This window comes from Mycolicibacterium moriokaense (genome assembly GCF_010726085.1).
Taxonomy (GTDB): Bacteria; Actinomycetota; Actinomycetes; order Mycobacteriales; family Mycobacteriaceae; genus Mycobacterium; species Mycobacterium moriokaense.
Genome location: NZ_AP022560.1, coordinates 5,813,659 through 5,834,577 on the forward strand (window position 1 = coordinate 5,813,659; position 20,919 = coordinate 5,834,577).

22 protein-coding genes are annotated in these 20,919 nt (G+C 66.7%); 10 read left to right on the plus strand and 12 right to left on the minus strand.

Annotated elements, in window-relative coordinates:
• The first annotated feature begins 3 nt into the window (after positions 1-3).
• The 5 genes from G6N43_RS28315 to G6N43_RS28335 all read left to right on the plus strand — a co-directional run bounded on the left by G6N43_RS28315 (position 4) and on the right by G6N43_RS28335 (position 4,286).
• Positions 4-465, plus strand: a complete 462-nt coding sequence (locus tag G6N43_RS28315; protein ID WP_083150516.1) for a nitroreductase family deazaflavin-dependent oxidoreductase — start codon at positions 4-6, stop codon at positions 463-465.
• Entirely contained in the window at positions 462-1,373 is a 912-nt protein-coding gene (locus tag G6N43_RS28320) for a 1,4-dihydroxy-2-naphthoyl-CoA synthase (RefSeq protein ID WP_083150517.1), read from the plus strand. Before G6N43_RS28315 ends, G6N43_RS28320 begins: the two co-directional genes overlap by 4 nt.
• An 82-nt stretch (positions 1,374-1,455) precedes the next feature.
• Positions 1,456-2,337, plus strand: coding sequence for an SDR family oxidoreductase (locus G6N43_RS28325; protein ID WP_083150518.1), 882 nt, complete (start codon positions 1,456-1,458; stop codon positions 2,335-2,337).
• Positions 2,338-2,340: 3 nt separating this feature from the next.
• Positions 2,341-3,891: a long-chain-fatty-acid--CoA ligase gene (locus G6N43_RS28330; RefSeq protein ID WP_083150519.1), complete on the plus strand. Its 1,551-nt coding sequence runs from the start codon at positions 2,341-2,343 to the stop codon at positions 3,889-3,891.
• 23 nt (positions 3,892-3,914) lie between these two features.
• Positions 3,915-4,286 carry a VOC family protein gene (locus G6N43_RS28335; protein WP_083150520.1) on the plus strand — a complete coding sequence of 124 codons (372 nt, stop codon included), beginning with the start codon at positions 3,915-3,917 and terminating at the stop codon, positions 4,284-4,286.
• Position 4,287: 1 nt separating this feature from the next.
• Here G6N43_RS28335 and G6N43_RS28340 read toward each other — a convergent pair whose 3' ends face one another.
• From G6N43_RS28340 to G6N43_RS28350, 3 genes are read right to left on the minus strand one after another with little or no spacing between them, the layout of a single operon-like run.
• Entirely contained in the window at positions 4,288-4,590 is a 303-nt protein-coding gene (locus G6N43_RS28340; RefSeq protein ID WP_083150647.1) for a DUF3349 domain-containing protein, read from the minus strand.
• Between the two features lie 11 nt (positions 4,591-4,601).
• Complete coding sequence (locus G6N43_RS28345) at positions 4,602-4,886, minus strand: hypothetical protein (protein WP_083150521.1); 285 nt, start codon at positions 4,884-4,886, stop codon at positions 4,602-4,604.
• Between the two features lie 22 nt (positions 4,887-4,908).
• On the minus strand, positions 4,909-6,156 hold the full coding sequence (locus G6N43_RS28350) for an inorganic phosphate transporter (RefSeq protein ID WP_083150648.1): 1,248 nt from the start codon (positions 6,154-6,156) through the stop codon (positions 4,909-4,911).
• A gap of 234 nt (positions 6,157-6,390) precedes the next feature.
• On the opposite strand from G6N43_RS28350, the gene G6N43_RS28355 reads away from it, so the two are divergent.
• Complete coding sequence (locus tag G6N43_RS28355) at positions 6,391-6,690, plus strand: DUF3349 domain-containing protein (RefSeq protein ID WP_083150522.1); 300 nt, start codon at positions 6,391-6,393, stop codon at positions 6,688-6,690.
• Complete coding sequence (menE, locus tag G6N43_RS28360) at positions 6,687-7,829, plus strand: o-succinylbenzoate--CoA ligase (protein ID WP_083150649.1); 1,143 nt, start codon at positions 6,687-6,689, stop codon at positions 7,827-7,829. The genes G6N43_RS28355 and menE overlap by 4 nt, the downstream gene beginning before the upstream one ends.
• Positions 7,830-7,860: 31 nt before the next feature.
• On the opposite strand, the gene G6N43_RS28365 is transcribed toward menE, so the two are convergent.
• From G6N43_RS28365 to G6N43_RS28395, 7 genes are all read right to left on the minus strand, one after another.
• Positions 7,861-9,267, minus strand: coding sequence for an HNH endonuclease signature motif containing protein (locus G6N43_RS28365; RefSeq protein WP_083150523.1), 1,407 nt, complete (start codon positions 9,265-9,267; stop codon positions 7,861-7,863).
• 192 nt (positions 9,268-9,459) lie between these two features.
• Positions 9,460-12,144 (minus strand): fumarate reductase/succinate dehydrogenase flavoprotein subunit, encoded by a 2,685-nt coding sequence (locus G6N43_RS28370; RefSeq protein WP_083150524.1) that lies wholly within the window; start codon positions 12,142-12,144, stop codon positions 9,460-9,462.
• Entirely contained in the window at positions 12,144-12,887 is a 744-nt protein-coding gene (locus G6N43_RS28375; RefSeq protein WP_083150525.1) for an ABC transporter ATP-binding protein, read from the minus strand. The genes G6N43_RS28370 and G6N43_RS28375 overlap by 1 nt, the downstream gene beginning before the upstream one ends.
• The gene (locus G6N43_RS28380; protein WP_407664929.1) at positions 12,884-13,699 is read right to left on the minus strand and encodes an ABC transporter permease; all 816 of its coding nucleotides are present in this window, start codon (positions 13,697-13,699) and stop codon (positions 12,884-12,886) included. Before G6N43_RS28380 ends, G6N43_RS28375 begins: the two co-directional genes overlap by 4 nt.
• Before the next feature lie 44 nt (positions 13,700-13,743).
• A complete protein-coding gene (locus tag G6N43_RS28385) occupies positions 13,744-15,165 on the minus strand; it encodes an ABC transporter substrate-binding protein (protein ID WP_083150526.1) in 1,422 nt (473 codons plus the stop codon).
• Between the two features lie 16 nt (positions 15,166-15,181).
• Positions 15,182-15,409, minus strand: a complete 228-nt coding sequence (locus G6N43_RS28390; protein ID WP_003928504.1) for a 4Fe-4S dicluster domain-containing protein — start codon at positions 15,407-15,409, stop codon at positions 15,182-15,184.
• Positions 15,409-16,170, minus strand: coding sequence for a GntR family transcriptional regulator (locus G6N43_RS28395; RefSeq protein WP_083150651.1), 762 nt, complete (start codon positions 16,168-16,170; stop codon positions 15,409-15,411). The genes G6N43_RS28390 and G6N43_RS28395 overlap by 1 nt, the downstream gene beginning before the upstream one ends.
• A gap of 264 nt (positions 16,171-16,434) precedes the next feature.
• On the opposite strand from G6N43_RS28395, the gene G6N43_RS28400 reads away from it, so the two are divergent.
• Positions 16,435-17,049: a pyridoxamine 5'-phosphate oxidase family protein gene (locus G6N43_RS28400; protein WP_083150527.1), complete on the plus strand. Its 615-nt coding sequence runs from the start codon at positions 16,435-16,437 to the stop codon at positions 17,047-17,049.
• 45 nt (positions 17,050-17,094) lie between these two features.
• Here G6N43_RS28400 and G6N43_RS28405 read toward each other — a convergent pair whose 3' ends face one another.
• On the minus strand, positions 17,095-17,550 hold the full coding sequence (locus tag G6N43_RS28405; RefSeq protein ID WP_234810065.1) for an SDR family oxidoreductase: 456 nt from the start codon (positions 17,548-17,550) through the stop codon (positions 17,095-17,097).
• Positions 17,551-17,556: 6 nt separating this feature from the next.
• Complete coding sequence (locus G6N43_RS28410; protein ID WP_083150528.1) at positions 17,557-18,147, minus strand: TetR/AcrR family transcriptional regulator; 591 nt, start codon at positions 18,145-18,147, stop codon at positions 17,557-17,559.
• A gap of 100 nt (positions 18,148-18,247) precedes the next feature.
• On the opposite strand from G6N43_RS28410, the gene G6N43_RS28415 reads away from it, so the two are divergent.
• Together G6N43_RS28415 and G6N43_RS28420 are read left to right on the plus strand one after the other, a co-directional pair.
• Complete coding sequence (locus G6N43_RS28415) at positions 18,248-19,603, plus strand: hypothetical protein (RefSeq protein WP_083150529.1); 1,356 nt, start codon at positions 18,248-18,250, stop codon at positions 19,601-19,603.
• A 31-nt stretch (positions 19,604-19,634) separates the two neighbouring features.
• The gene (locus G6N43_RS28420) at positions 19,635-20,918 is read left to right on the plus strand and encodes a molybdopterin-dependent oxidoreductase (RefSeq protein ID WP_234810066.1); all 1,284 of its coding nucleotides are present in this window, start codon (positions 19,635-19,637) and stop codon (positions 20,916-20,918) included.
• The last annotated feature ends 1 nt before the right edge of the window (position 20,919 follow it).

Consider the following 20,919-nt stretch of genomic DNA (forward strand, 5'->3'; position numbering starts at 1 on the left):
GACATGTCAGACAGCGCGCGCATTCGGCCGCCCTGGTGGCTGAAATACGTCAACAAAGTCATGATCGGCATGCAGAAACTCGGCGTCCGCATGGGCGACAAGGGGCCCGTGGTGCTCACGGTCGTCGGCCGCAAGACCGGTAAGCCGCGGTCGACGCCCGTCACGCCGATGACCGTCGACGGCAAGCGCTACATCGTGGCAGGCCTGCCGGGCGCCGACTGGTCGGCCAACGCCCGCGCCGCCGGTGAGGCGACACTGCACCAAGGCCGCCGCGCCCAGCGGGTCCGCATGGTCGAGATGCCGGTCGAGGAGGCGCGGCCGTTGCTGCGAGCGTTCCCCGTCGAGGTGCCGACCGGCGTCGGCTTCATGAAGAACGCCGGACTGGTCACCGGACCCAACCCCGACGAGTTCGAGGCCCTCGCCGGCCGCTGTCCCGTTTTCCGATTGGATCCCGTAAACGCATGAGCAACAACCCTTTTGACCCGTCACTGTGGCAACCGGTCGATGGTTTCGACCTGACCGACATCACCTACCACCGGCACGTCGTCGACGGGAAACCGCAACCGACGGTGCGGGTGGCGTTCGACCGCCCCGACGTGCGCAACGCGTTCCGGCCGCACACCGTCGACGAGCTCTACCGGGTGCTCGACCATGCCCGTATGTGGCCCGAGGTCGGCGTCGTGCTGCTCACCGGCAACGGGCCCAGCCCGAAGGACGGCGGCTGGGCGTTCTGCTCGGGCGGCGACCAGCGCATCCGTGGCCGCAGCGGCTACCAGTACGCGTCGGGTGAGACGGCCGAGACGGTCGACCCCGCGCGTGCCGGCCGGCTGCACATCCTCGAGGTGCAGCGGCTGATCCGGTTCATGCCGAAGGTCGTCATCTGTCTGGTCAACGGTTGGGCCGCGGGCGGCGGGCACTCGTTGCACGTGACGTGCGACCTGACGCTGGCCAGCCGCGAGCACGCCCGCTTCAAGCAGACCGACGCCGACGTCGGCAGCTTCGACGGCGGCTACGGCAGCGCCTACCTGGCCAAGCAGGCGGGCCAGAAGTTCGCCCGCGAAATCTTCTTCCTCGGCAGGCCGTATACCGCGGAGCAGATGCACGCGATGGGTGCGGTCAACGAGGTCGTCGACCACGCGTCGCTGGAGACCGTCGGGCTGGAATGGGCGGCGGCCATCAACGGCAAGTCGCCGCAGGCGATCCGGATGCTCAAGTACGCCTTCAACCTGACCGACGACGGGTTGGTGGGCCAGCAGCTGTTCGCCGGTGAGGCGACGCGGTTGGCCTACATGACCGATGAGGCCGTCGAGGGCCGCGACGCGTTCCTGGAGAAGCGCGACCCCGACTGGAGCCAGTTCCCGCGCTACTTTTAGCGGTTTCGGCGTGCTGAGTCACGCTCAGCGTGACCAGCCACGCCGAAATCGCACAAAACGGTGCCACCTAGACTCGCCGACTGTGAGTAAGAACCCGCTGCGCTGGCTCTCCGAACAGGTGCTGCTGGCAGGCATGCGACCGCCGCTGGCCCCGCAATTGCTGCCGCGTCCCGACCGCGATCCCGTCGACCTCAGGGGCAAGCGGATCCTGCTGACCGGCGCGTCGTCGGGCATCGGCGAGGCGGCCGCCGCGAAGTTCGCCCGCCGCGGCGCCGTCGTCGCCGTCGCCGCCCGCCGCCAGGAACTCCTGGACGAGTTGGTCGACCGGATCAGCGCGGACGGCGGAATCGCCCAGGCCCACGCCTGCGACCTGTCCGATCTGGACGCCGTCGACGAGCTGGTCGCCACACTCGAGCGGGACCTCGGGGGCATCGACATCCTGATCAACAACGCCGGCCGCTCGATCCGCAGGCCGCTCGCCGAGTCGCTGGAACGCTGGCACGACGTCGAGCGGACGATGGCGCTGAACTACTACTCACCCCTGCGGCTCATCCGCGGCTTCGCGCCTGGCATGCGAAAGCGCGGCGACGGCCACATCATCAACGTGTCGACCTGGGGTGTGCTCAACGAGTCGTCGCCGCTGTTCTCGGTGTACAACGCGTCGAAGGCCGCGCTCACCTCGGTCAGCCGGATCATCGAGACCGAATGGGGCGAGGACGGAGTGCACTCGACGACGCTGTTCTATCCGCTCGTGCTGACGCCGATGATTGCGCCGACACGCGCCTATGACGGGCTGCCGGGGCTGACCGCTGACGAGGCGGCCGACTGGATGATCACCGCCGCACGCGAGCGCCCGGTCCGAATCGCGCCGCGGATGGCCGTCACCGCCCAGGCGCTCAACACCTTCGCACCGGGCGCGGTGAACGCCGTGATGAAACGTCAACGCATACAACCCAGTAGCTGATCCATGTCCGATATCACGACGATCGCCGACATCGTCCGCGTCCACGCGCGGAATCGGCCCGACACCACGGCGCTGATCGTCGGCGACCGGACCATCAGCTTCGCCGAGCTCGACGCGCGGTCCAGCCAAGCCGCGCAGGCGTTTCACGCTGCCGGTGTCGGATTCGGCGATCGCGTCGCGTTCATCGAGAAGAACAGCGCGGAGTTCTTCGAGGTCGCCTTCGGCCTCTTCAAACTGGGCGCCGTTGGCGTGCCGGTGAATTGGCGCCTCGCGCCGCCGGAGATGCTGTACATCCTGGAGGATTCAGGAGCGACGGCCGTGGTCGTCGGCTCCGAGTTCTTCGACCATCTCGAGGCGATCGAGCACCAGCTGACGACGGTACGCACCCTCGTCGCGGTCGGAGCGCACGACCGCTGGCCGGGTTTCGAGGACTGGATCGCCAACCATCCAGCCGAAGATCCTGGTGTCACAACGGAATCCGATGACATCGCCTTCCTGATGTACACCTCGGGCACCACCGGACTGCCCAAGGGCGTCATGCTCTCCAGCGGCAACTATCTCTGCAAGGCCACCGGCATCTCCAAGGAGTGGCGGTTCAGCGCCGACAGCGTGAGCCTCGCGGTGATGCCGATGTTCCACATGGCCGGTTCAGGCTGGGTGCTGGTCGGACTTTACGAGGGCGCAACCACTGTGGTGCTGCGCGACGTCGATCCGGCCGCGATTCTGGATTCCATTGTCCGGCAACGGATCACCAATCTGCTGCTGGTGCCCGCGGTGATCCAGATGATGCTGGCTACTCCCGGCGTCGAGAATGCGGACTTCTCCAGCGTCCGAGCCATCGTCTACGGCGCCTCGCCCATCACCGACGACGTGCTCATCAGAGGTCTCGAACGCTTCAAGTGCGAATTCCTTCAGGTGTACGGCATGACCGAAACCACCGGCTCCGTAACGCAACTCGACGAACACGACCCGAAGGGTCGCCCGCACCTGCTGCGGTCGTGCGGTAAACCGTTTCCGTGGGTTGAGGTGCGCATCGTCGACGACGACGGGAATGACGTTCCCGTCGGCGCCATCGGCGAGGTGTGGACACGGTCGGCGCAGAACATGCTCGGCTACTGGAACAATCCAGCGGCCACGGCTGCGACGATCACAGACGGCTGGCTCAAGACCGGCGACGCTGGCTATGTCGACCGCGACGGCTACATCTATCTGCACGACCGGAAGAAGGACATGATCGTCTCCGGCGGCGAGAACGTATACCCCATCGAGGTCGAGAACGTCCTGATGACGCATCCCGGCGTCGACGACGTCGCGGTCATCGGTGTGCCCGACGAGATGTGGGGTGAGGCGGTGAAAGCCGTCGTCGTACCGGCTGCCGCAAACGCACCCACGGAAACCCAGCTGATCGCGTACGCCCGTGAGCGCCTCGCGGGGTTCAAGTTGCCCAAGTCCGTCGATTTCGTGGCGACGCTACCCCGCAATCCCAGCGGCAAGCTGCTCAAACGAGAGCTGCGCGAGCCGTACTGGGCCGGCGTCGATCGACGTATCGGCTGAGCGGCCGTGATAAACACGTTCGTATGGAGATCCTGGCCAGCCGCATGCTCATCCGGCCGGCGGACTATCAACGCTCGCTGACGTTCTACCGCGACGAGATCGGGTTGGCGATCGCCCGCGACTACGGTGCGGGCACGGTCTTCTACGCCGGCCAGTCGTTGATCGAGGTTGCCGGCCACGGCACACCGAGCGCGGGCGGCACGTTGTGGCTGCAGGTCCGCGATGTGTATGCCACCGAGAAGGAACTGGTCGGCCGCGGCGTACCTATCACCCGCGAGGCCCGCCAGGAGCCGTGGGGTCTACACGAACTGCACGTCACCGATCCCGATGGTGTGCTGCTGATCTTCGTACAGGTCCCCGAAAACCATCCGCTGCGGCGCGACAACCGCCAGTAGCTCAGCGGGCGACGGCCAGCGGCCAGCCCACGGAGGCCAGCCGCGCGGCCACCTGATGGATCTCCTCGGGATTCGGTTCCTGGTCGGTGACCGTGTGGATCGCGGCGCGGATCTCCTGTTCGCTGACCGTGTCCGACGAGGCGCCCTTGAGCACGGCCTGCGCGGCCTTGACGACCTCTTCCTCGGTGAGCGATCGCTTCAGCAGCGCGAGCAACGCGAAATAGTCCTTCGGCGGCACGCCCTCCGGATAGCCCCGATGCAACCACCCGAGCACGGTGTCCAGAACGCCCTGATTCGCAGTCATGTTGTGCCAGCTCACTTCTTGGGCAGGAAGGGGAACAGGTCGATGCCGGTGTGATGGATGATCGTCGCCCGCGTGATCCAGGCGACCGCGGTCAGGATCACCCAGCCCACGAACACGAACAGCGCGATCCCCGCGAACTTCTTCACCGGATTGGGCGCGACGGTCGTGCCGTTGGCGTCTGTGCCGCCGGCTCCGCTGGAGAACGCCACCAGGCCGGCCGCGAACACCGCGGGCAATCCTGCGCCGAGGAGCAGTCCCACCGCGAGCACCTTGAGGATGCTCTCGAAATGCGTCATCAATGTTCCTTAGACCGGTTCCTCAAACCGCGGCCGGTGTCTTGGGTGGCTTGGCGGCCTCACGGACTTCCGCGGGCACGACGGAGTTCGTGGCGCTGTCCCATTCGGCGTTGACGTTGGTGCTGTCCACCTTCTGCTGCTGGGCGCGCCACCACATGTAGAAGGACAGGCCCACCAGGACGAGGAAGATCAGGCCGTCACCGGCCAGCGCCGAGCCGGTCAACGACTTGACGGCATCGGACAGCCAGTAGGACAGCGCCCCGACGATTCCCGCGGCGGGCAGCGTGATCAGCCACGCGACGGCCATCCGGCCCGCCACCGCCCAGCGCACCGCGGCACCAGGCTTGCCGACGCCACTGCCGAGGATCGATCCCGTCGCGACGTGCGTGGTGGACAGGGCCATGCCTGCGGCGCTCGAGCTCAAAATGATTGCGGCCGAAGATGCCTCGGCGGCGAAACCCTGCGGCGAGTCGATCTCGACGAGACCCTTGCCCAGCGTGCGGATGACGCGCCAGCCGCCGAGGTAGGTGCCGAGGCCGATGGCGACCGCGCAGCTGAAGATGATCCAGAACGGCAGGCCCTGTTCCCTCACATCGCCGGACAGATGACCGGTGGTGATGAGCGCGAGCGCGATGACGCCCATCGTCTTCTGGGCATCGTTGGTGCCGTGGGAGAGCGCGACGAGCGAGGCGGTCGCGATCTGCCCCCAGCGGAAGCCTTCTCGCCGCCGGCCCTCGGCGATCCTGCGGGTGAGTCGGTACACCAGCCACGTGCCGCAGCCGGCGACCACGCACGCGATGATCGGCGCGGCGACGGCCGGAATCAACACCTTGCCGGTGACGCCGGACCAGTTGACGCCCGCCATGCCGAGGGCGGCCAGGCCCGCGCCGATCAGCCCTCCGAAGAGGGCGTGCGACGAGCTCGACGGGATACCGAACAGCCAGGTGAGCAGGTTCCAGAGGATGCCGCCGATGAGGCCGGCGAAGATGATCGTCAGACCGGTGGACGCATCGATTTCCGGGATCAGTGCGCCGGTCTTGCCGTCCTGAACCTTCAGGACAGAGGTGGTGACGGTGACGGCGACTTCGACCGAGAGGAAGGCGCCGACCAGGTTGAGAACTCCTGCCAGCAGAACTGCCGTCCTAGGCTTCAACGCTCCGGTGGCGATCGACGTGGCCATCGCGTTACCGGTGTCATGGAATCCGTTGGTGAAGTCGAATGCCAGGGCGGTAGCGATCAGCAGCACGAGGATGATCAGCTCTGCGCTCACGGCCATATTCTGCGGCCTGGCGAGGCGTTTTGCCTAACTCATGACCACCTATGAAGGGTGTGTCGAACAGGCACTTCATCTGACCAGGGCATGTGTTCATTCGTTGTTCATCTTCTGGGAAGGAAGTGTTCGCCAACTGCGACCCCGACCCGCCCTTTGAAGCCGCATTAGCATCGAAGTTCCTAGGTCTTTGATCACACGCGCGCGACGTTCCGGAGGGAGGCGAAGGGCACAGTGACCTTTCTGGCCAAGATCGTCGCGTGGATCACATCCGGCTATCCCGAGGGGGTGCCGGGCCCGGATCGGGTGCCGCTGTTCGCTCTTCTCAAACGCCGCCTGTCCGACGACGAGGTGAAGGCCGTCGCGCGGGAACTGAAGGATCTCGGCGACTTCGACAGCGCCGACATCGGCGTGCTGATCACCCAGATCACCGACGAACTTCCCACCCCCGACGACATCGAGCGGGTGCGGCAGCGGTTGGCCGCCAAGGGCTGGCCGCTCGACGACCCGCGCGACCCGGAGGAGGACGCATAGCCGTCCTACGCCCCGTCGCCGTGCCGTCCGGAGCTTCGGCGTTGTCGGTGTTGCCCGTTGTGGAGGATGTGCTCTGCGGGCGCGCGACGGTGTTACCGGTGCCGGTCGGCGACGATCGCGAAACCGCTTTGCTCACAACGTCTTTACGGGCGGGTTCTGAGATCGACGACGATGTGGCCGTCGTCATATCGACCTCCGGCACGACGGGGACGCCGAAGGGTGCGCTGCTGACGGCCTCGGCGTTGACGGCCAGCGCCACGGCGACACATGAGCGGCTGGGCGGTCCCGGGCAGTGGCTGCTGGCGTTGCCTGCGCATCACATTGCCGGGTTTCAAGTGTTGGTACGCAGCGTGATTGCGGGCGTGGTGCCGGTGGCGGTATCCGCCAGCTTCTCGGCGGAGGAACTGGTACCGGCTGTGGCCTCGCTCGGTTCGGGGCGGCGGTACGTGTCGTTGGTCGCCGCGCAGCTGGACAAGTCGCTGGGCGACCCTGCCGCGTCTGCGGCGTTGGCGTCGATGGATGCGGTGCTGATCGGTGGTGGACCGATGCCTGCGGGTGTGGCCGAAAGAGCCGCGGCCGCAGGTATACGTGTGGTGCGGACGTACGGCATGAGCGAGACGGCGGGCGGCTGCGTGTACGACGGGGTGCCGCTCGAGGGTGTGCGGTTGCGGATCGACGATGGCCGGGTGGTCCTGGGCGGTGCGACGCTGGCGAAGGGATACCGCAATCCTGTCGATCCCGATCCGTTTGTGGAGCCCGGCTGGTTCCGCACGGATGATATTGGCGCCGTTGATGATTCGGGAGTTTTGACGGTTCTCGGCCGGGTGGACGACGCGATCAGCACCGGTGGGTTGACCGTGTTGCCGCAACTGGTGGAGGCGGCGATGGCGTCGCATGCGGCGGTGGCGGAATGTGTGGTATTCGGTGTCGCCGACGAACGGCTGGGTCAGCGCGTCGTCGCGGCGATCGTCTTATCGCCTGGGAATACCGCTCCCACGCTCGCTGAGATACGCGAGCACGTCGCAACCACTTTGGACATCACGGCGGCACCACGGGAGATCCACGTCGTCGACGAGATTCCGCGCCGCGGCATCGGCAAGGTCGATCGTCGGGCGCTGGCGGCTCGCTTAGGCCCGTAACTCGGCGCGCAATTCCGCTCTTAGCAGGCTATTACGGTCCGCGTTCGGGGTTTTCGCCTGGCTCTTCTGGTGGGCGGAGGAGTAGTTCGGGACGGTGGTAGTAGTTGATACGGGTTTGGCCGGTGTCCAGGTCGGGCGGAGGGATCCATTCGACCTCGCCGCGATCATTGATGGTCGTGGTCCAGCCGCCGTCTCCGTCGACGAGGCGATTGTCGGGCCCGCAGGCTAACGCGAGGTCGTTGACGTTGGTGTTGCCACCGTCGGCCCAGTCGGCTCGGGCGTGGTGCACCTGGCTGCCGTAGGCGGGGACGGGGCAGCAGGGTTTGGTGCAGCCACCGTCACGGCCGATGAGCATAATCCGCTGCGCGGCGGTGGCCGTGCGCTTGGTGCGGAACAGGTCGAGGGCTTGCCCGGTGGCACCGTCGAAGACGGCCAACCAATGGTTGGCGTGGCCGGCCAACCGGATCACATCCTGTATCGGTAGCAGGCTGCCGCCGCCGGTGGTGCCAACCCCGGCCCGGCGTTCGAGGTCTTGCAGGGTGGTGCGGATGATGATCGAGGTCGGGAGCCCATTGTGCTGGCCGAGCTCGCCGGATTCCAGCGCGTTACGACCGATAGCGATCAGCGCGTCGTGCTGGCGCTGCGCGAGGCTGCGGTGATCGGTGTCGATCTGTTCTTGAGACGGTGTGCCGTTGACACAGGCGCTTTCGTCATCGGGGTTACACATCCCCGGGGCGGCCGTCTTGGCGAAGATGGCTTCATAGATCGCCCAGGCCTCCGGCGTTAGGTAGCCCCTGACCGGCACCATCCCGTCGCGGCCTTGCGGGCCGCACACCAGGGCGCGTCTGCGGGCACGCTCGGTGTCATCGGGTTCGGGGCCGTCTTGATCGAGCAGGAACAGCACCCGCTCAGCGGCGTTTTTGAGTTCGGTGGGTCCGACGCCTTCGGCCAGCCGCACGAGGTCGGCTTCGATCTGGTCGCGGGTGGTGGTGTCGACGAAACCGGGTAGGCGAGCCATGGTGTCGCGGATCTTGTCGACGTGCTCACGCGTGATCGATCCGGCTGCTTGGGCGGCTGCGGTGACCGCCAGCACCGGAGCCAACGATTGACCGGTCAACGCCTGCCGCGGACCCAACACCTCGGCCTCGGCCAGGCGCCGCAACGCCTCGGTCGCCGAGATCCGCCACCGGATGCGCAACACGTCCTTCCATGACTTGGCGCCCAACTCCTTCGGTGTGGTCTCGGCCTGCAAGCGCACCAGAACGCGATGCCACTGCGCGGGCAGCTGACACGACAGGTTCTCCAGCTCGTCGAGGACGGTCAGGAGCTCGCGGTGGGTCAGGGCATCGAGGTCGCAGCCGGCGAGGGTGTCGTGGGCGTCGCGCAGCGCGCTCAGGGCTACCTGCACCGGCGTCGCCAACATGATTCGAACATACATTCGAGCTCCGACAAACCACACCCGGAATGTGACCACTGAAACCAAAGTGACACAACGGATTCAAGTGAACGGCGTAGCCGCCCGCCGAGCGACTCTGTCGCTACGAGGTTGGCACATAGACATATCCCCGGCGGCGCTCACAGGGGTCGGGACAGATGTGTAAGCGATGTCCCGAAACATGCCCCCGAACAGTCAGCTGTTCGCCAGCGCCCGCCTCGCATAGGCACGAACGTCGGCGTCCCCGTCATCCAGTGCCCCGGCCAACGCCTCGCGCGCGGCATCCTCCGACGCCGCCCACCGCGTGAGGCTCAGCACCGCAGCCTTCCGGACGTCGAGATGCGGATCCGACAGCGCCCGAGACAGTGGCGGCACCGCGGTCAGCGGTGACGGTGCTCCTGCCAGCGCGCGGGCGGCGCCCTGCCGGATCTGCCACGCCGATGCGGCGAGCGCGCCCTCGACGGTCGTCACGTCCGCGTCGTCCCAGCCGATCGACCCCATCGCCGTGAGGGCGGCGGCCCGCACCAATGGATCGGGGTCGTCGATCAGCAGACGGATCGCCGAGGCCCCCGTGCCCAGCGTGCCGAGGCCGTTCGCGACGCTGATCCGCACTTCCCGGTTCACATCGCTGTGCGCGGCGGCGACCCCGGCGGCGTCGTCGACCGAGACCAGCGCGCGGACGGCCTCGATGCGCACCCGGTGATCCTCGTCGGCGAGCGCGTGCCGGAACTGCGATGCATTCCCAACCCGCCGCGAACTCAGCACGTAGACGGCGGCACCCCGAACCACAGGGTCGGCGGACGCCAGGAAGGCTTGTACCGCGACCGGATCCGGCAGCACCTCAACGAGTTCGCGAATCCCATCCGCCGCGACACGACGCACCGACGCATGGCCGTCGCTCAACGCCGCGAGGAGAGCAGGCGCGTAGCCGTCGGGTAGATGTTCGGTGAGCACATCGACAGCGGTACGCCGCACTCCCGCATCAGCATCCTTTAGGAACGGCGTCAGCTGTTCGACCGTCGGTTCGTCGATCGCAAGCACAGCGGCGATGCGTGGTGACGGCGGTGGTGCAGCCGCACCGTCGCGCACCCGGGACACCTCCGACGCGGGGGCCTGTCCGCCGACCAGCTCGGGCTGACGCACGACGATGGGTTCTGTTTCGCCGCTGGGTAATTCGTCGAGGCCCGGCACCGGAACGAAGTACGGTGCGACGGGTCGCTTGAGGAACTCGATGTCACCGTCGGCCGTCTTGCGCAGGTTGAGGTGGTAGCGCCACTCGACATCGTCGCGGTCCGGGGTGTCACTGCGGTCGTGGTAGAGCCCCCAGCGCGACTCCGTGCGGGTGAGCGACGAGCGCGCGGCCATTTCCGCGCAATCGCGGATGAACGACACCTCGACCGCCCGCATCAATTCGTGCGGGGTCCGAGCACCGATACCCGCGACCTCATCGCGCATCCGATCAAAGGTCTGCACAGCGATCGACAGCTTGGCGGCCGTCTTGGGCGGGGCGACATAGTCGTTGACGAAACGGCGCAGCTTGTACTCCACCTGTGGCTGCGGCGGGCCGTCGGTATTACGCAGGGGCCGGTAGATCAGTTCGTGCGCGGCCGCGATCTGGTCGTCCGGAAGCTGTTGCGGCGCAGCGACGTCAGGCAGCGTGGATGCCGCGTGACTGCCCGCCAGATCGCCGTAGACGAACGCGCCGATCATGTAGTTGTGCGGTACACATGCGAGATCGCCTGCTGCGTACAGGCCGGGGACGGTGGTGCGCGCATTGTCGTCGACCCAGACACCGGAAGCGGAATGCCCGCTGCACAAGCCGATTTCGGAGATGTGCATCTCGATGTCGTGGGTGCGGTAGTCGTGGCCGCGATTGGCGTGGAACGTACCGCGGGTCGGCCGCTCGGTGGTGTGCAGGATCCCCTCGAGCGTGCTCAACGTCTCATCGGGTAGGTGGCTGACCTTGAGGTAGATCGGTCCGCGCGCCGACTCGATCTCCTTCTTGACCTCCGACATCATCTGTCCCGACCAATAGTCGGAGTCGACGAACCGCTCCCCCTTGGCGTTGACCTGATAACCGCCGAACGGATTCGCGACGTACGCGCAGGCGGGCCCGTTGTAGTCCTTGATCAGCGGATTGATCTGGAAGCACTCGATTCCCGAGAGTTCGGCGCCCGCGTGGAACGCCATCGAGTAGCCGTCACCCGCATTGGTCGGATTCTCGTACGTGCCATACAGATAGCCCGACGCCGGCAACCCAAGCCGTCCGCAGGGACCCGTCGCGAGAATGACGGCCTTCGCCCCGACGACCACGAATTCGCCGGTGCGGCTGTTCAATGCCGCGGCGCCGACCGCGCGTCCGTCGGAGGTCAACACCCGAACGGGAACCAGGCGGTTCTCGATGCGGATCTTCTCGCGCATCGAACGCTGCCTGAGCACCCGGTAGAGCGCCTTCTTGACGTCCTTGCCCTCGGGCATCGGCAACACGTACGAGCCGGAGCGATGCACGCGGCGCACGGCGTACTCGCCATGCTCGTCCTTCTCGAACTTCACGCCGTAGCGCTCCAGCCGTTGCACCATGGCGAACCCGCGGGTCGCGGTCTGATAGATGGTGCGCTGGTTGACGATTCCATCGTTGGCGCGGGTGATCTCGGCGACGTAGTCCTCGGGTGTGGCCTTGCCCGGGATGACCGCGTTGTTGACGCCGTCCATACCCATGGCAAGCGCACCAGAGTGGCGCACGTGCGCCTTCTCCAGCAGCAGGACCTGTGCGCCGTGCTCTGCGGCGGTGAGCGCGGCCATCGTTCCTGCCGTGCCGCCACCGATGACCAGGACGTCGCAGTCGAGGCGGACGGCGTCGTCGAGTGCGGGTACTTCCACTAGCTGACCAACTCCGAATGATCGAGGGCGGCAATCACTTCAGCCCGCAGCGCGGTGCGGGCGACGGTGGTGTCGCGGGGTGCGGGCACATCGAGCAGGGCACGCAGCGGCTGTCCCGCACGGCCGAGCACGGCGATGCGATCGCCGATGAGCAGAGCCTCGTCGACGTCGTGGGTGACGAAGACAACTGTCGTCGGGTGTGCACGCCAGGTGTCGATGAGTAGACGCTGCATGGTGGCGCGAGTCTGTGTGTCGAGGGCGCCGAACGGCTCATCCATCATGACCGCTCGCGGCGCACCGGCCAGGCCGCGGGCGAGCTGCACGCGTTGGCGCATACCGCCGGACAAACTCTTTGGCAGATACTTCTCGAAGCCGGTCAGGCCGACGTCGGCGATCCAGCGCAGCGCCTCCTCACGACGGCCCTGACGCGGCCTGCCTGCCAGTTCAAGCGCGAGCTCGACGTTGGATTGCACTGTGCGCCACGGCAACAGCGCGTTGTCCTGGAACACCATCGCCCGGTCGCGCGAGGTGGTGGTGACCCTGACACCGTCGCCAAGCACCTCTCCCCTGTCCGGCGCCAGCAGGCCGGCGAGTGCACGCAGCACGGTCGACTTGCCACAGCCCGACGGTCCGGTCAGCACCAGGATCTCGCCCGGGGCGACGTCGAGGTCCAGTCCGTCCACGACGGCCGCACCGCCGTAGCTGAGCACGGTGTCGCGCAGCGTCAACGACATTCCCGTCATCGCGCGTTCTCCTCACCGCGGGGCAGCCAGCGCGTCACGCGGCGGCCGATCAGTTCGACGGCGGCCGAGGTCGCAAACCCCAGCACGCCGATCGTGATGATGCCGACGAACACATCGGGATAGGCCAGCACGGTGTACGCCTGCCAGGTGCGGTAGCCGACGCCGAGACGACCGGAGATCATCTCTGCGGAGATCACGCAGATCCACGCCACGCCGATGCCGACGGACAGTCCACCGAAGACGCCGGGAAGGATGCCGGGCAACACAACTCGCGTGATCACGTCCCAGCGGCTGCCCCCGAGCGTGCGCACCGAGTCCTCCCACAGTGTCGGCAACGCGCGCACGGCGTGGCGGGTGCTCACCATGATCGGGAAGTAGGCGGCGAGGAACGTGATGAAGACGATCCCGGCCTCGTCGGTGGGAAACAACAGAATCGCGACGGGCACGATCGCGATCGCGGGGATCGGCCGGGCCAGTTCGGTGAGCGGGCCGAACACGTTCGCGAACCTCGTCGAGCGGCCGAGCAGGATGCCCGTGACCACACCGGCCACCGCGGCGAGCGCGAAGCCGGTGAGGATACGGATCAGCGACTGGCCGAGGTCGAGCCAGTAGTTCTGCGTGCCGATGCGGGCGCCGAACGCGGTGACGATCTCGGTGACGGTCGGCAGTGTGTCGAACCGCAGCCACAGCCGAACATCGTTGGCCGTCAACACCTGCCACAGTGCGATGGCGGTGACCACCGAGGCGATGCGCACAGGCCACGCGGTCCAGCTTCTCCGCCTCGGTGCACTGGCGGCGGATGTGGTCGGCACGCCGACGGCGGGCTCGTCAGCCGTCAGCACCACGGGTGGCGCGGTCACACCGCACCCACCAGTGCTTCTTGATACTCGACGACCGTCGCGCCGGGATGCGCGCCGATGTAGCGCTGCGCACCTGCCGGTGTCCCGAAGGGCAGATAGTTCGGACCGTCCTTGACCCAGACGGACTTGTCGGCGAACCAGCGGGTGCCGAACTCGGTGTCGGGGACGTAGGCGGCACGGATCTGGTCACCGCGGCCGTTCGCCTCGCGGATGGCGCGCAACAGGCAGCCGGGGTTGGCGGCGGGCTGGGTGGCGTCGGCGCCGTCGATCCAGAGTTCGCCCGCCAGTTTGGGATCCGTGACCGCGATGTTGCAGACCGGGTCCTGACCGCTGAGTTCCGACGGGTTCTTCGTCGAGTTCAGTGCGGCGTCGTAGTCCTGGCCGCGCTCGGCGAACGCCTTGCGGATGGCGGTGTCGTCGACGAACTCATCGATGTTCAGATCGGCAAAGTCGCCGATCGACTTGAGATACGGCACGTCGCCCTTCAATGCTTCGATCAGCGACGGCTTGAGCGTCGTGTCGAAGCTCGTGCCGCCGGGGCCGTTGTAGAGGTATACGACTTCCTGTGGCAGGCCGCTGCCCTCGGCCACGAGCCTGGCGGACTCCAGCGGATGCTGATTGAGGAAGTCGGTGGCATCGAGCTGAGCCTGCAGGAACGCGTCGAGCACCTCGGGATGCTGGGTGGCGTAGTCGCGTCGGACGACAACACCGTGGAAGGTCGGGTAGTCGCCCTCCGCGCCGTCATACAGCAGTTGTGCCTTGTCCTGGAATACGAGCAGACCGGGCCAGGCGACGAACTGTGAAAGTGCCACCACCTGACCTGATTCCAGCGCCGACGCGCCGACCTGTGGCTGCTGGTTGAGCACCTCGACACCGGTCTTCGGGTCGATGCCCGCATTATCGAGGGCGCGGACCAACGTGCCGTGTCCCGCTGAGCCGACGCTGGCGGAGACCTTCTTACCCGCCAGGTCGGATACCGAGCGGACGGGCGAGTTCGGCGGGACGACAATCATGTTCAGCGAGCCGGTGGGGCTGTATCCGGTGACGGAGACGAACTCGGTGCGGGCGCGTTCGTTGGCTTGAGTCTTGGAACCGTTGATCAGCAGCGGGTAGTCGCCCATGGAGCCGATGTCGATCTTCTCAGCGACCATCTGCGCGGTGATAGGCGCGCCGGTGTCGTAGTCCTGCCACTGCACGTTGTACTTCTTGCCCGAGGTGTTGGAGGCGTCGTTGAGGCGTTGCTCGAGAAAGCCCTTGGCCCTCAACAGGGTTCCGGCGGTGACGGTGTTGATGGTCTTCGACTGGTATCCGACGACGACGTTGACGGTGTCGTCGGACTGGGTCTGCGAATCCAGTGAACATCCGGCGAGCGCGGTGGCGCTGACGGCGGTGAGCAGTGCGGCGAGTGTGCGTTTCATGTCGTGTCCTGGGGTCTTATCGGATGAGATAGGGCATGTTGACGGTGACGGCGCCGGTGGGACAGCGTGCGGCGCAGGGGCCGCAGTACCAACACTCGTCGACGTGCATGAACGCCTTGCCGTTCTCCGGGTTGATGGCCAACGAGTCGAGCGGGCAGATCTCGACGCACAACGTGCAGCCCTCGATACACAGCGACTCGTCGATCGTCACCGGTACGTCGACGCGCTGATTGACCTGGGCCATCAATCTCCCCTAACCAGATTGCTGCGCAGGGTGATTCGGTCCCCGCGCATTCGGATGTACTCGAGGTCGACGGGTCGACCGTCGTCCAGATGGGTGAGGCGCTCCAGCAACAGGACGGGAGCGCCGTCGGGTACCTGTAGGATCGCCGCGGAATGCGGGTCGGCGGCGACGGATTCGACTGCCAGCGTGGCGCCGCCCAGGCGCTGATCCGTGACCTGCTCGATGAGCGCGAAGACGTCGTTGACCTCGAGCGAATGCTCGATGACCTCGCGACCGATGTCGGCGACGAGGTAGGTCATGTCCAGCGAGAGAGGCAGATCGCCGAGGTAACGCAGCCGCTCGATGAACACGACGGGCTCGGACGGTTTGAGCTGCAACCGGTGTGCGACCGCCGGCGGCGCGGCGACGTTCATGGTCGCGCGCACCTCGTTCCGAATCTCGCCGTACCCCTTGAACGTCTCCTTCAGCCCGACGAGCGCGTCCAAGCCATGGTCGTATTTGCGGATGGCCACATGTGTGCCGGTGCGAGGTCCGCGGTCGATGAGACCTTCGTCCTTGAGCGCCGCGAGCGCCTCGCGGACGGTGTTGCGGGAGACGAAAAACTCACTGGCGAGCTCCTGCTCACCCGGCAGTCCGTCGGCGTAGCCGCCGGCATGGATCTGATGCCTCAGGACATCAGCGACGATGCGCGCCTGGTCCGCGCGCGGACGCCGGATCGGCGTCGGCTCGGCATGCGGCTCATGGGCTTCTTGGGCGGCCATGATCACCTCCCCCGGGGCTGATCGACGGTTGGCGGGGCCTGGTCAGTGACGGTATCGGCGTAAGGACACGTCGCCGACCAGCTGCGGTGGAAGGTCCGCGAGAGTGACGCGAATGCGCCGGTCCGTCGCGGAGCCCACCTGCTGTTAGGCGCGATTCGGCACCTATTGCGCCAGTTGTGGAGGACCGGGAGGTTTTCAAATCGCGGTGAGCAGAACACCGAAGCGCGGCCTCACGGACCAGTGAGCAGAGAGCATGATGTAGCCATGCGCCACGAAGTCACCACCGTCGATGAGCTGCGTGCGATCGTCGGTAAGCCGCACCAACAGGTCGCCAACAAGGTGAAGGACCGGCTGTCCCCGGTTCAGCGCGACTGGCTGGCCCACTCGCCGCTCGGCTTCGTGGCGACGACGGATGAGCAGGGCCGCGTCGACGTATCACCCAAGGGCGATCCGCCCGGCTTCGTCCACGTCATCGACGACGCCACGATCGCGATCCCAGAACGGCCGGGCAACAAGCGCGTCGACGGCTACCTCAACGTCCTGCAGCGTCCATACGTCGGCACGCTGTTTCTGATCCCCGGCCGCGGCGACACGCTACGGATCAACGGTCGCGCCCGAATCCTCTCCGACGCCGACTATTTCGACGCCATGGCGGTGCAGGGTAAGCGGCCCATCCTCGCGCTGGAGATCGACATCGAAGAGGTGTTCTTCCACTGCGCGAAGGCCTTCCTGCGGTCGGACGCCTGGGACCCGTCGACGTGGAATCCGACTGCGGTGCCCAGCGCCGCGCAGCTCGCCAAGGCCATTCGCACGGACTGGACCCAAGCGCAGCTCGACGAGTACTACAGCGAGGCCAACTACCGCAAGATGCTCTACTGATGCGCGAAACCGGGCCCACGCCAAGGGGACCCGGATCGCGGTTGTTCAGAACTGGTTGATGCCTCCGTCGACGGGAATGTCGGCGCCCGTTGTGAAGCTGCTGAGGTCTGACGCCAGGAACAGCACCGCGTTGGCGACTTCCTCGGACGTGCCGTAACGGCCCGTCGGCACGGCGGAGATCTGGAACTCCTCGAACTTCGCCGCGGATCCCGGTCCGGGGAACAACAACTGGGCGAGATTGTCGATGCCGGGCGTTGCAGTCACGCCGGGGCTGACCACATTGACGCGAATCCTACGGTCGCGCAACTCACTTGCCCACGTGCGTGCCAGCGACCGCAGCGCGGCCTTGATCGCCGCGTACACGCCGATGCCGTCGGACGCCTTCGCGTTGGTGCTCGACGAGTTGAGGATGATCGATCCGCCGTCGTTCAGCAGCGGCAGCGCCTTCTGCACGGTGAACACGACACCCTTGAAGTCGATGTCGAGCAGACGGTATTCCATGCCAGGTCAGCCGGTCGGAATCAGGCCGATCATCACTTCGGCCGCACGCTCGAGTTCAGCCGGCTCGGTGCCGCCCACGTGCAGGGATTCCACGCCGCGCATGAACGCCAGCAGGGTGCCCGCCAGCGTCTGCGGGTCGACCTTCTTGTCGATGTCGGCGTCGCGCTGCGCCTCGGCGATGGTGTTCGCGAGCTCGCCGCGCCATACCTCGTACACCCGTGCGATCTTGTCCTCGACCGCGTCGTCCGAGGACCCGAGTTCGGCGGCCGTCCTGGCCACCATGCAGCCGCGCCTGGCCTTGTCGGCCGCGACCGAGCTCGCCTGCCAGCGGAGGTGGCGGGTCAGCCGCTCGTAGGCGCGGTACTCGGGATCGTTCAATTGCGCACGGACGTCGTCCAGCGTGGTGTCGATGTAGTCGTCGAGCGCACGGAGGAACAGCCCGTGCTTGTCGCCGAACGCGCCATAGAGGCTGCCCTTGCCAAGACCGGTCACGGCCGTGAGGTCGTCGACCGACGTCGCACCGTAGCCGCGCGTCCAGAACTGCTCGCGCGCGGCCGCGATCACGTCGGCTTCGTCGAACTTGCGGGGGCGGGCCATGTCCCCAGCGTACGCCCGTTATGGACCGAACAGTCAGTAATCCGTGCTTGGGTATGGTCGACGACGTGACGGTGACGACTATGAGGATGCACTAGTCGTCGTGCGCAGCGCTCGGAAGGAGACGACGGCGGTCGCCGTCGGGGTGATCCTTGTCGTCGCGGCGTTCGTCGTACCGCATCTCGATCTGGGTATCGTCACGCCGCTGATCAATGCGACGCCCGCTCGCATCGCGTCTTTCGCCCAGACTGCACCGATATTCGGATGGTGGAACGCCCATATCGGCTGGGGGACCATCCCAGCGATCGTCATCGGCGCTGCGGCGGTGCTGTGGGGACAATCCGTGGCGCGGTGGCTGCCGTGGCGGTGGCTGCCGTGGACGGTGTGGGCGACGGCGTGCGCATGGGCGTTCTCGCTGGCGATGATCGACGGCTGGCAACGCGGTTTCGCGGGCCGGCTCACCGCCCGCCACGAATATCTGCGGCAGGTGCCGAGCATCACCGACATCCCCGAGATGCTCAGCTCGTTCTCTCGCAGAATCCTGGATTACCAACCTGATTCGTGGATCACGCACGTCTCGGGTCATCCGCCGGGCGCGCTGCTGTCGTTCGTGTGGCTCGACCGCATCGGGCTGGGCGGCGGGGCATGGGCGGGCCTGCTGTGCCTGCTCGTCGGTTCCAGTGCGGCGGCCGCGATCGTGGTGACCGTGCGCACCCTGGCCGACGAAGCGACGGCCAGGATGGCAGCCCCGTTCGTCGCGGTGGCGCCGACGGCGATCTGGATCGCGGTGTCCGCAGACGGCTATTTCGCCGGTGTCGCCGCATGGGGTATCGCCTTGCTGGCGTTGGCCGTTCGGGGTACGACGCGCTGGTCGCTGCTCGCGGGGCTGAGCTCGGGACTGGTGCTGGGCTGGGGCATCTTCCTGAACTACGGTCTCGCGCTGATGGCGTTCCCCGCCCTGGCTGTGCTGCTCGCCGCGGTGGATTGGCGCGCAGCGATGCGGGCGTTCATTCCGGCGGTGTTAGCGGCGCTGGTGGTCGTCGCGGTGTTCGCCGCCGCGGGTTTCTGGTGGTTCGACGGTTACACCCTTGTGCAGGAACGCTATTGGCAGGGCATCGCCAACGACCGTCCGTTCCAGTATTGGGCGTGGGCCAACCTGGCGTCGGTGGTGTGTGCGATCGGACTGGGCAGCGTGGCGGGCATCGGACGCGTCTTCGACCGAGCCGCGATCAGGTTGCGACCGGGCCTGCATCTGGTGTTGTTGGGAGCGCTGACCGCGATCGTGTTCGCAGACCTCTCCATGCTCAGCAAGGCCGAGACCGAGCGCATCTGGCTGCCGTTCACGGTCTGGCTGCCCGCCGCCGCGGCACTGCTTCCACCGCGGTCGCAACGCTGGTGGCTGGCGGTCAACGTGGTCGGAGCGCTGCTGCTCAACCACCTGATCCTGACGAATTGGTAACGGAAGGCCCTCAACCGCACACCATACGGTCATGACACGCGACCCTGGAGCCATGGCCGACGGTGATCCGCCGCCGAGACCCGCGCTGCGTTGGCGCAGCCCGCTGCGCGGTCTCTGGTTGACGTCTGTACTGGGTTCCGTACTGCTGGTCGCCCTCCCGATCGTGACGATCACCGGGCTGCTGTCGTACATCGCGTACGGACCGCAGTTCGGGCAGGCGATCCCGGGCGACGTCGGCTGGCTCAAGTTGCCGACGTTCGACTGGCCGACCGACCCGTCGTGGCTGTACCGACTCAATCAAGGTGTGCACGTCGGACTCGGGTTGATCCTGATCCCGATCGTGCTGGCCAAACTCTGGTCGGTGATCCCACGGCTGTTCGCGTGGCCGCCCGCGCGATCGCTCGCGCAGCTGCTCGAACGCGCGTCCCTGGTGATGCTCGTCGGAGGCATCCTGTTCGAGATCATCACCGGCGTCCTGAACATCCAGTACGACTACATCTTCGGCTTCAGCTTCTACACCGCGCACTACTACGGCGCCTGGGTCTTCATCGCGGGCTTCGTGATCCACCTCGCGATCAAACTCCCCCGGATGTGGTCCGGCATTCGATCGATGTCGATGCGAGACGTGGTGCGCACCAACCGAAAGAACACCCGCCCCGAACCGTACGAACCCGACGGGCTGGTCGCTGCCGACCCTGACCCCGCGACGATCAGCCGCCGCGGCGCACTCGCACTCGTCGGCGGCGGTGCGCTCTTCATCGCGGTGATCACCGCGGGCCAGACCATCGGAGGCATCACCCGCCAGGCGGCGCTGCTACTGCCGCGCGGGCTGAGCCGCGGCTCCGGGCCGAACGATTTCGCCGTCAACCGAACGGCCGCGGCCGCCCGCATCACCCCCGACCTCACCGGTGAGAAGTGGCGGCTCACGCTAACCGGCGGACCGAAACCCGTTGTGCTCGACCGCGCCACGCTGACCGCGATGACCCAGCACACCGCGCGTCTGCCGATCGCCTGTGTCGAGGGCTGGTCGACCACTGAGACGTGGACCGGTGTGCCGCTGCGCGAGCTGGCCCGGCTTGCGGGCGTGCCCGAGCCGAAGTCCGCATTCGTGCGGTCGGTGGAACCGCGCGGCGCGTTCAACCGCGCCACTCTGCAAGCCAACCAGGTCATGCACCCGGATTCGCTTCTCGCGCTGCGGGTCAACGATGCCGACCTGTCGCCGGATCACGGCTTCCCGGCGCGGATCATCGTCCCGGCACTGCCGGGTGTCCACAACACCAAATGGGTCGGCTCGATCGACTTCCGGAGCCGATGAT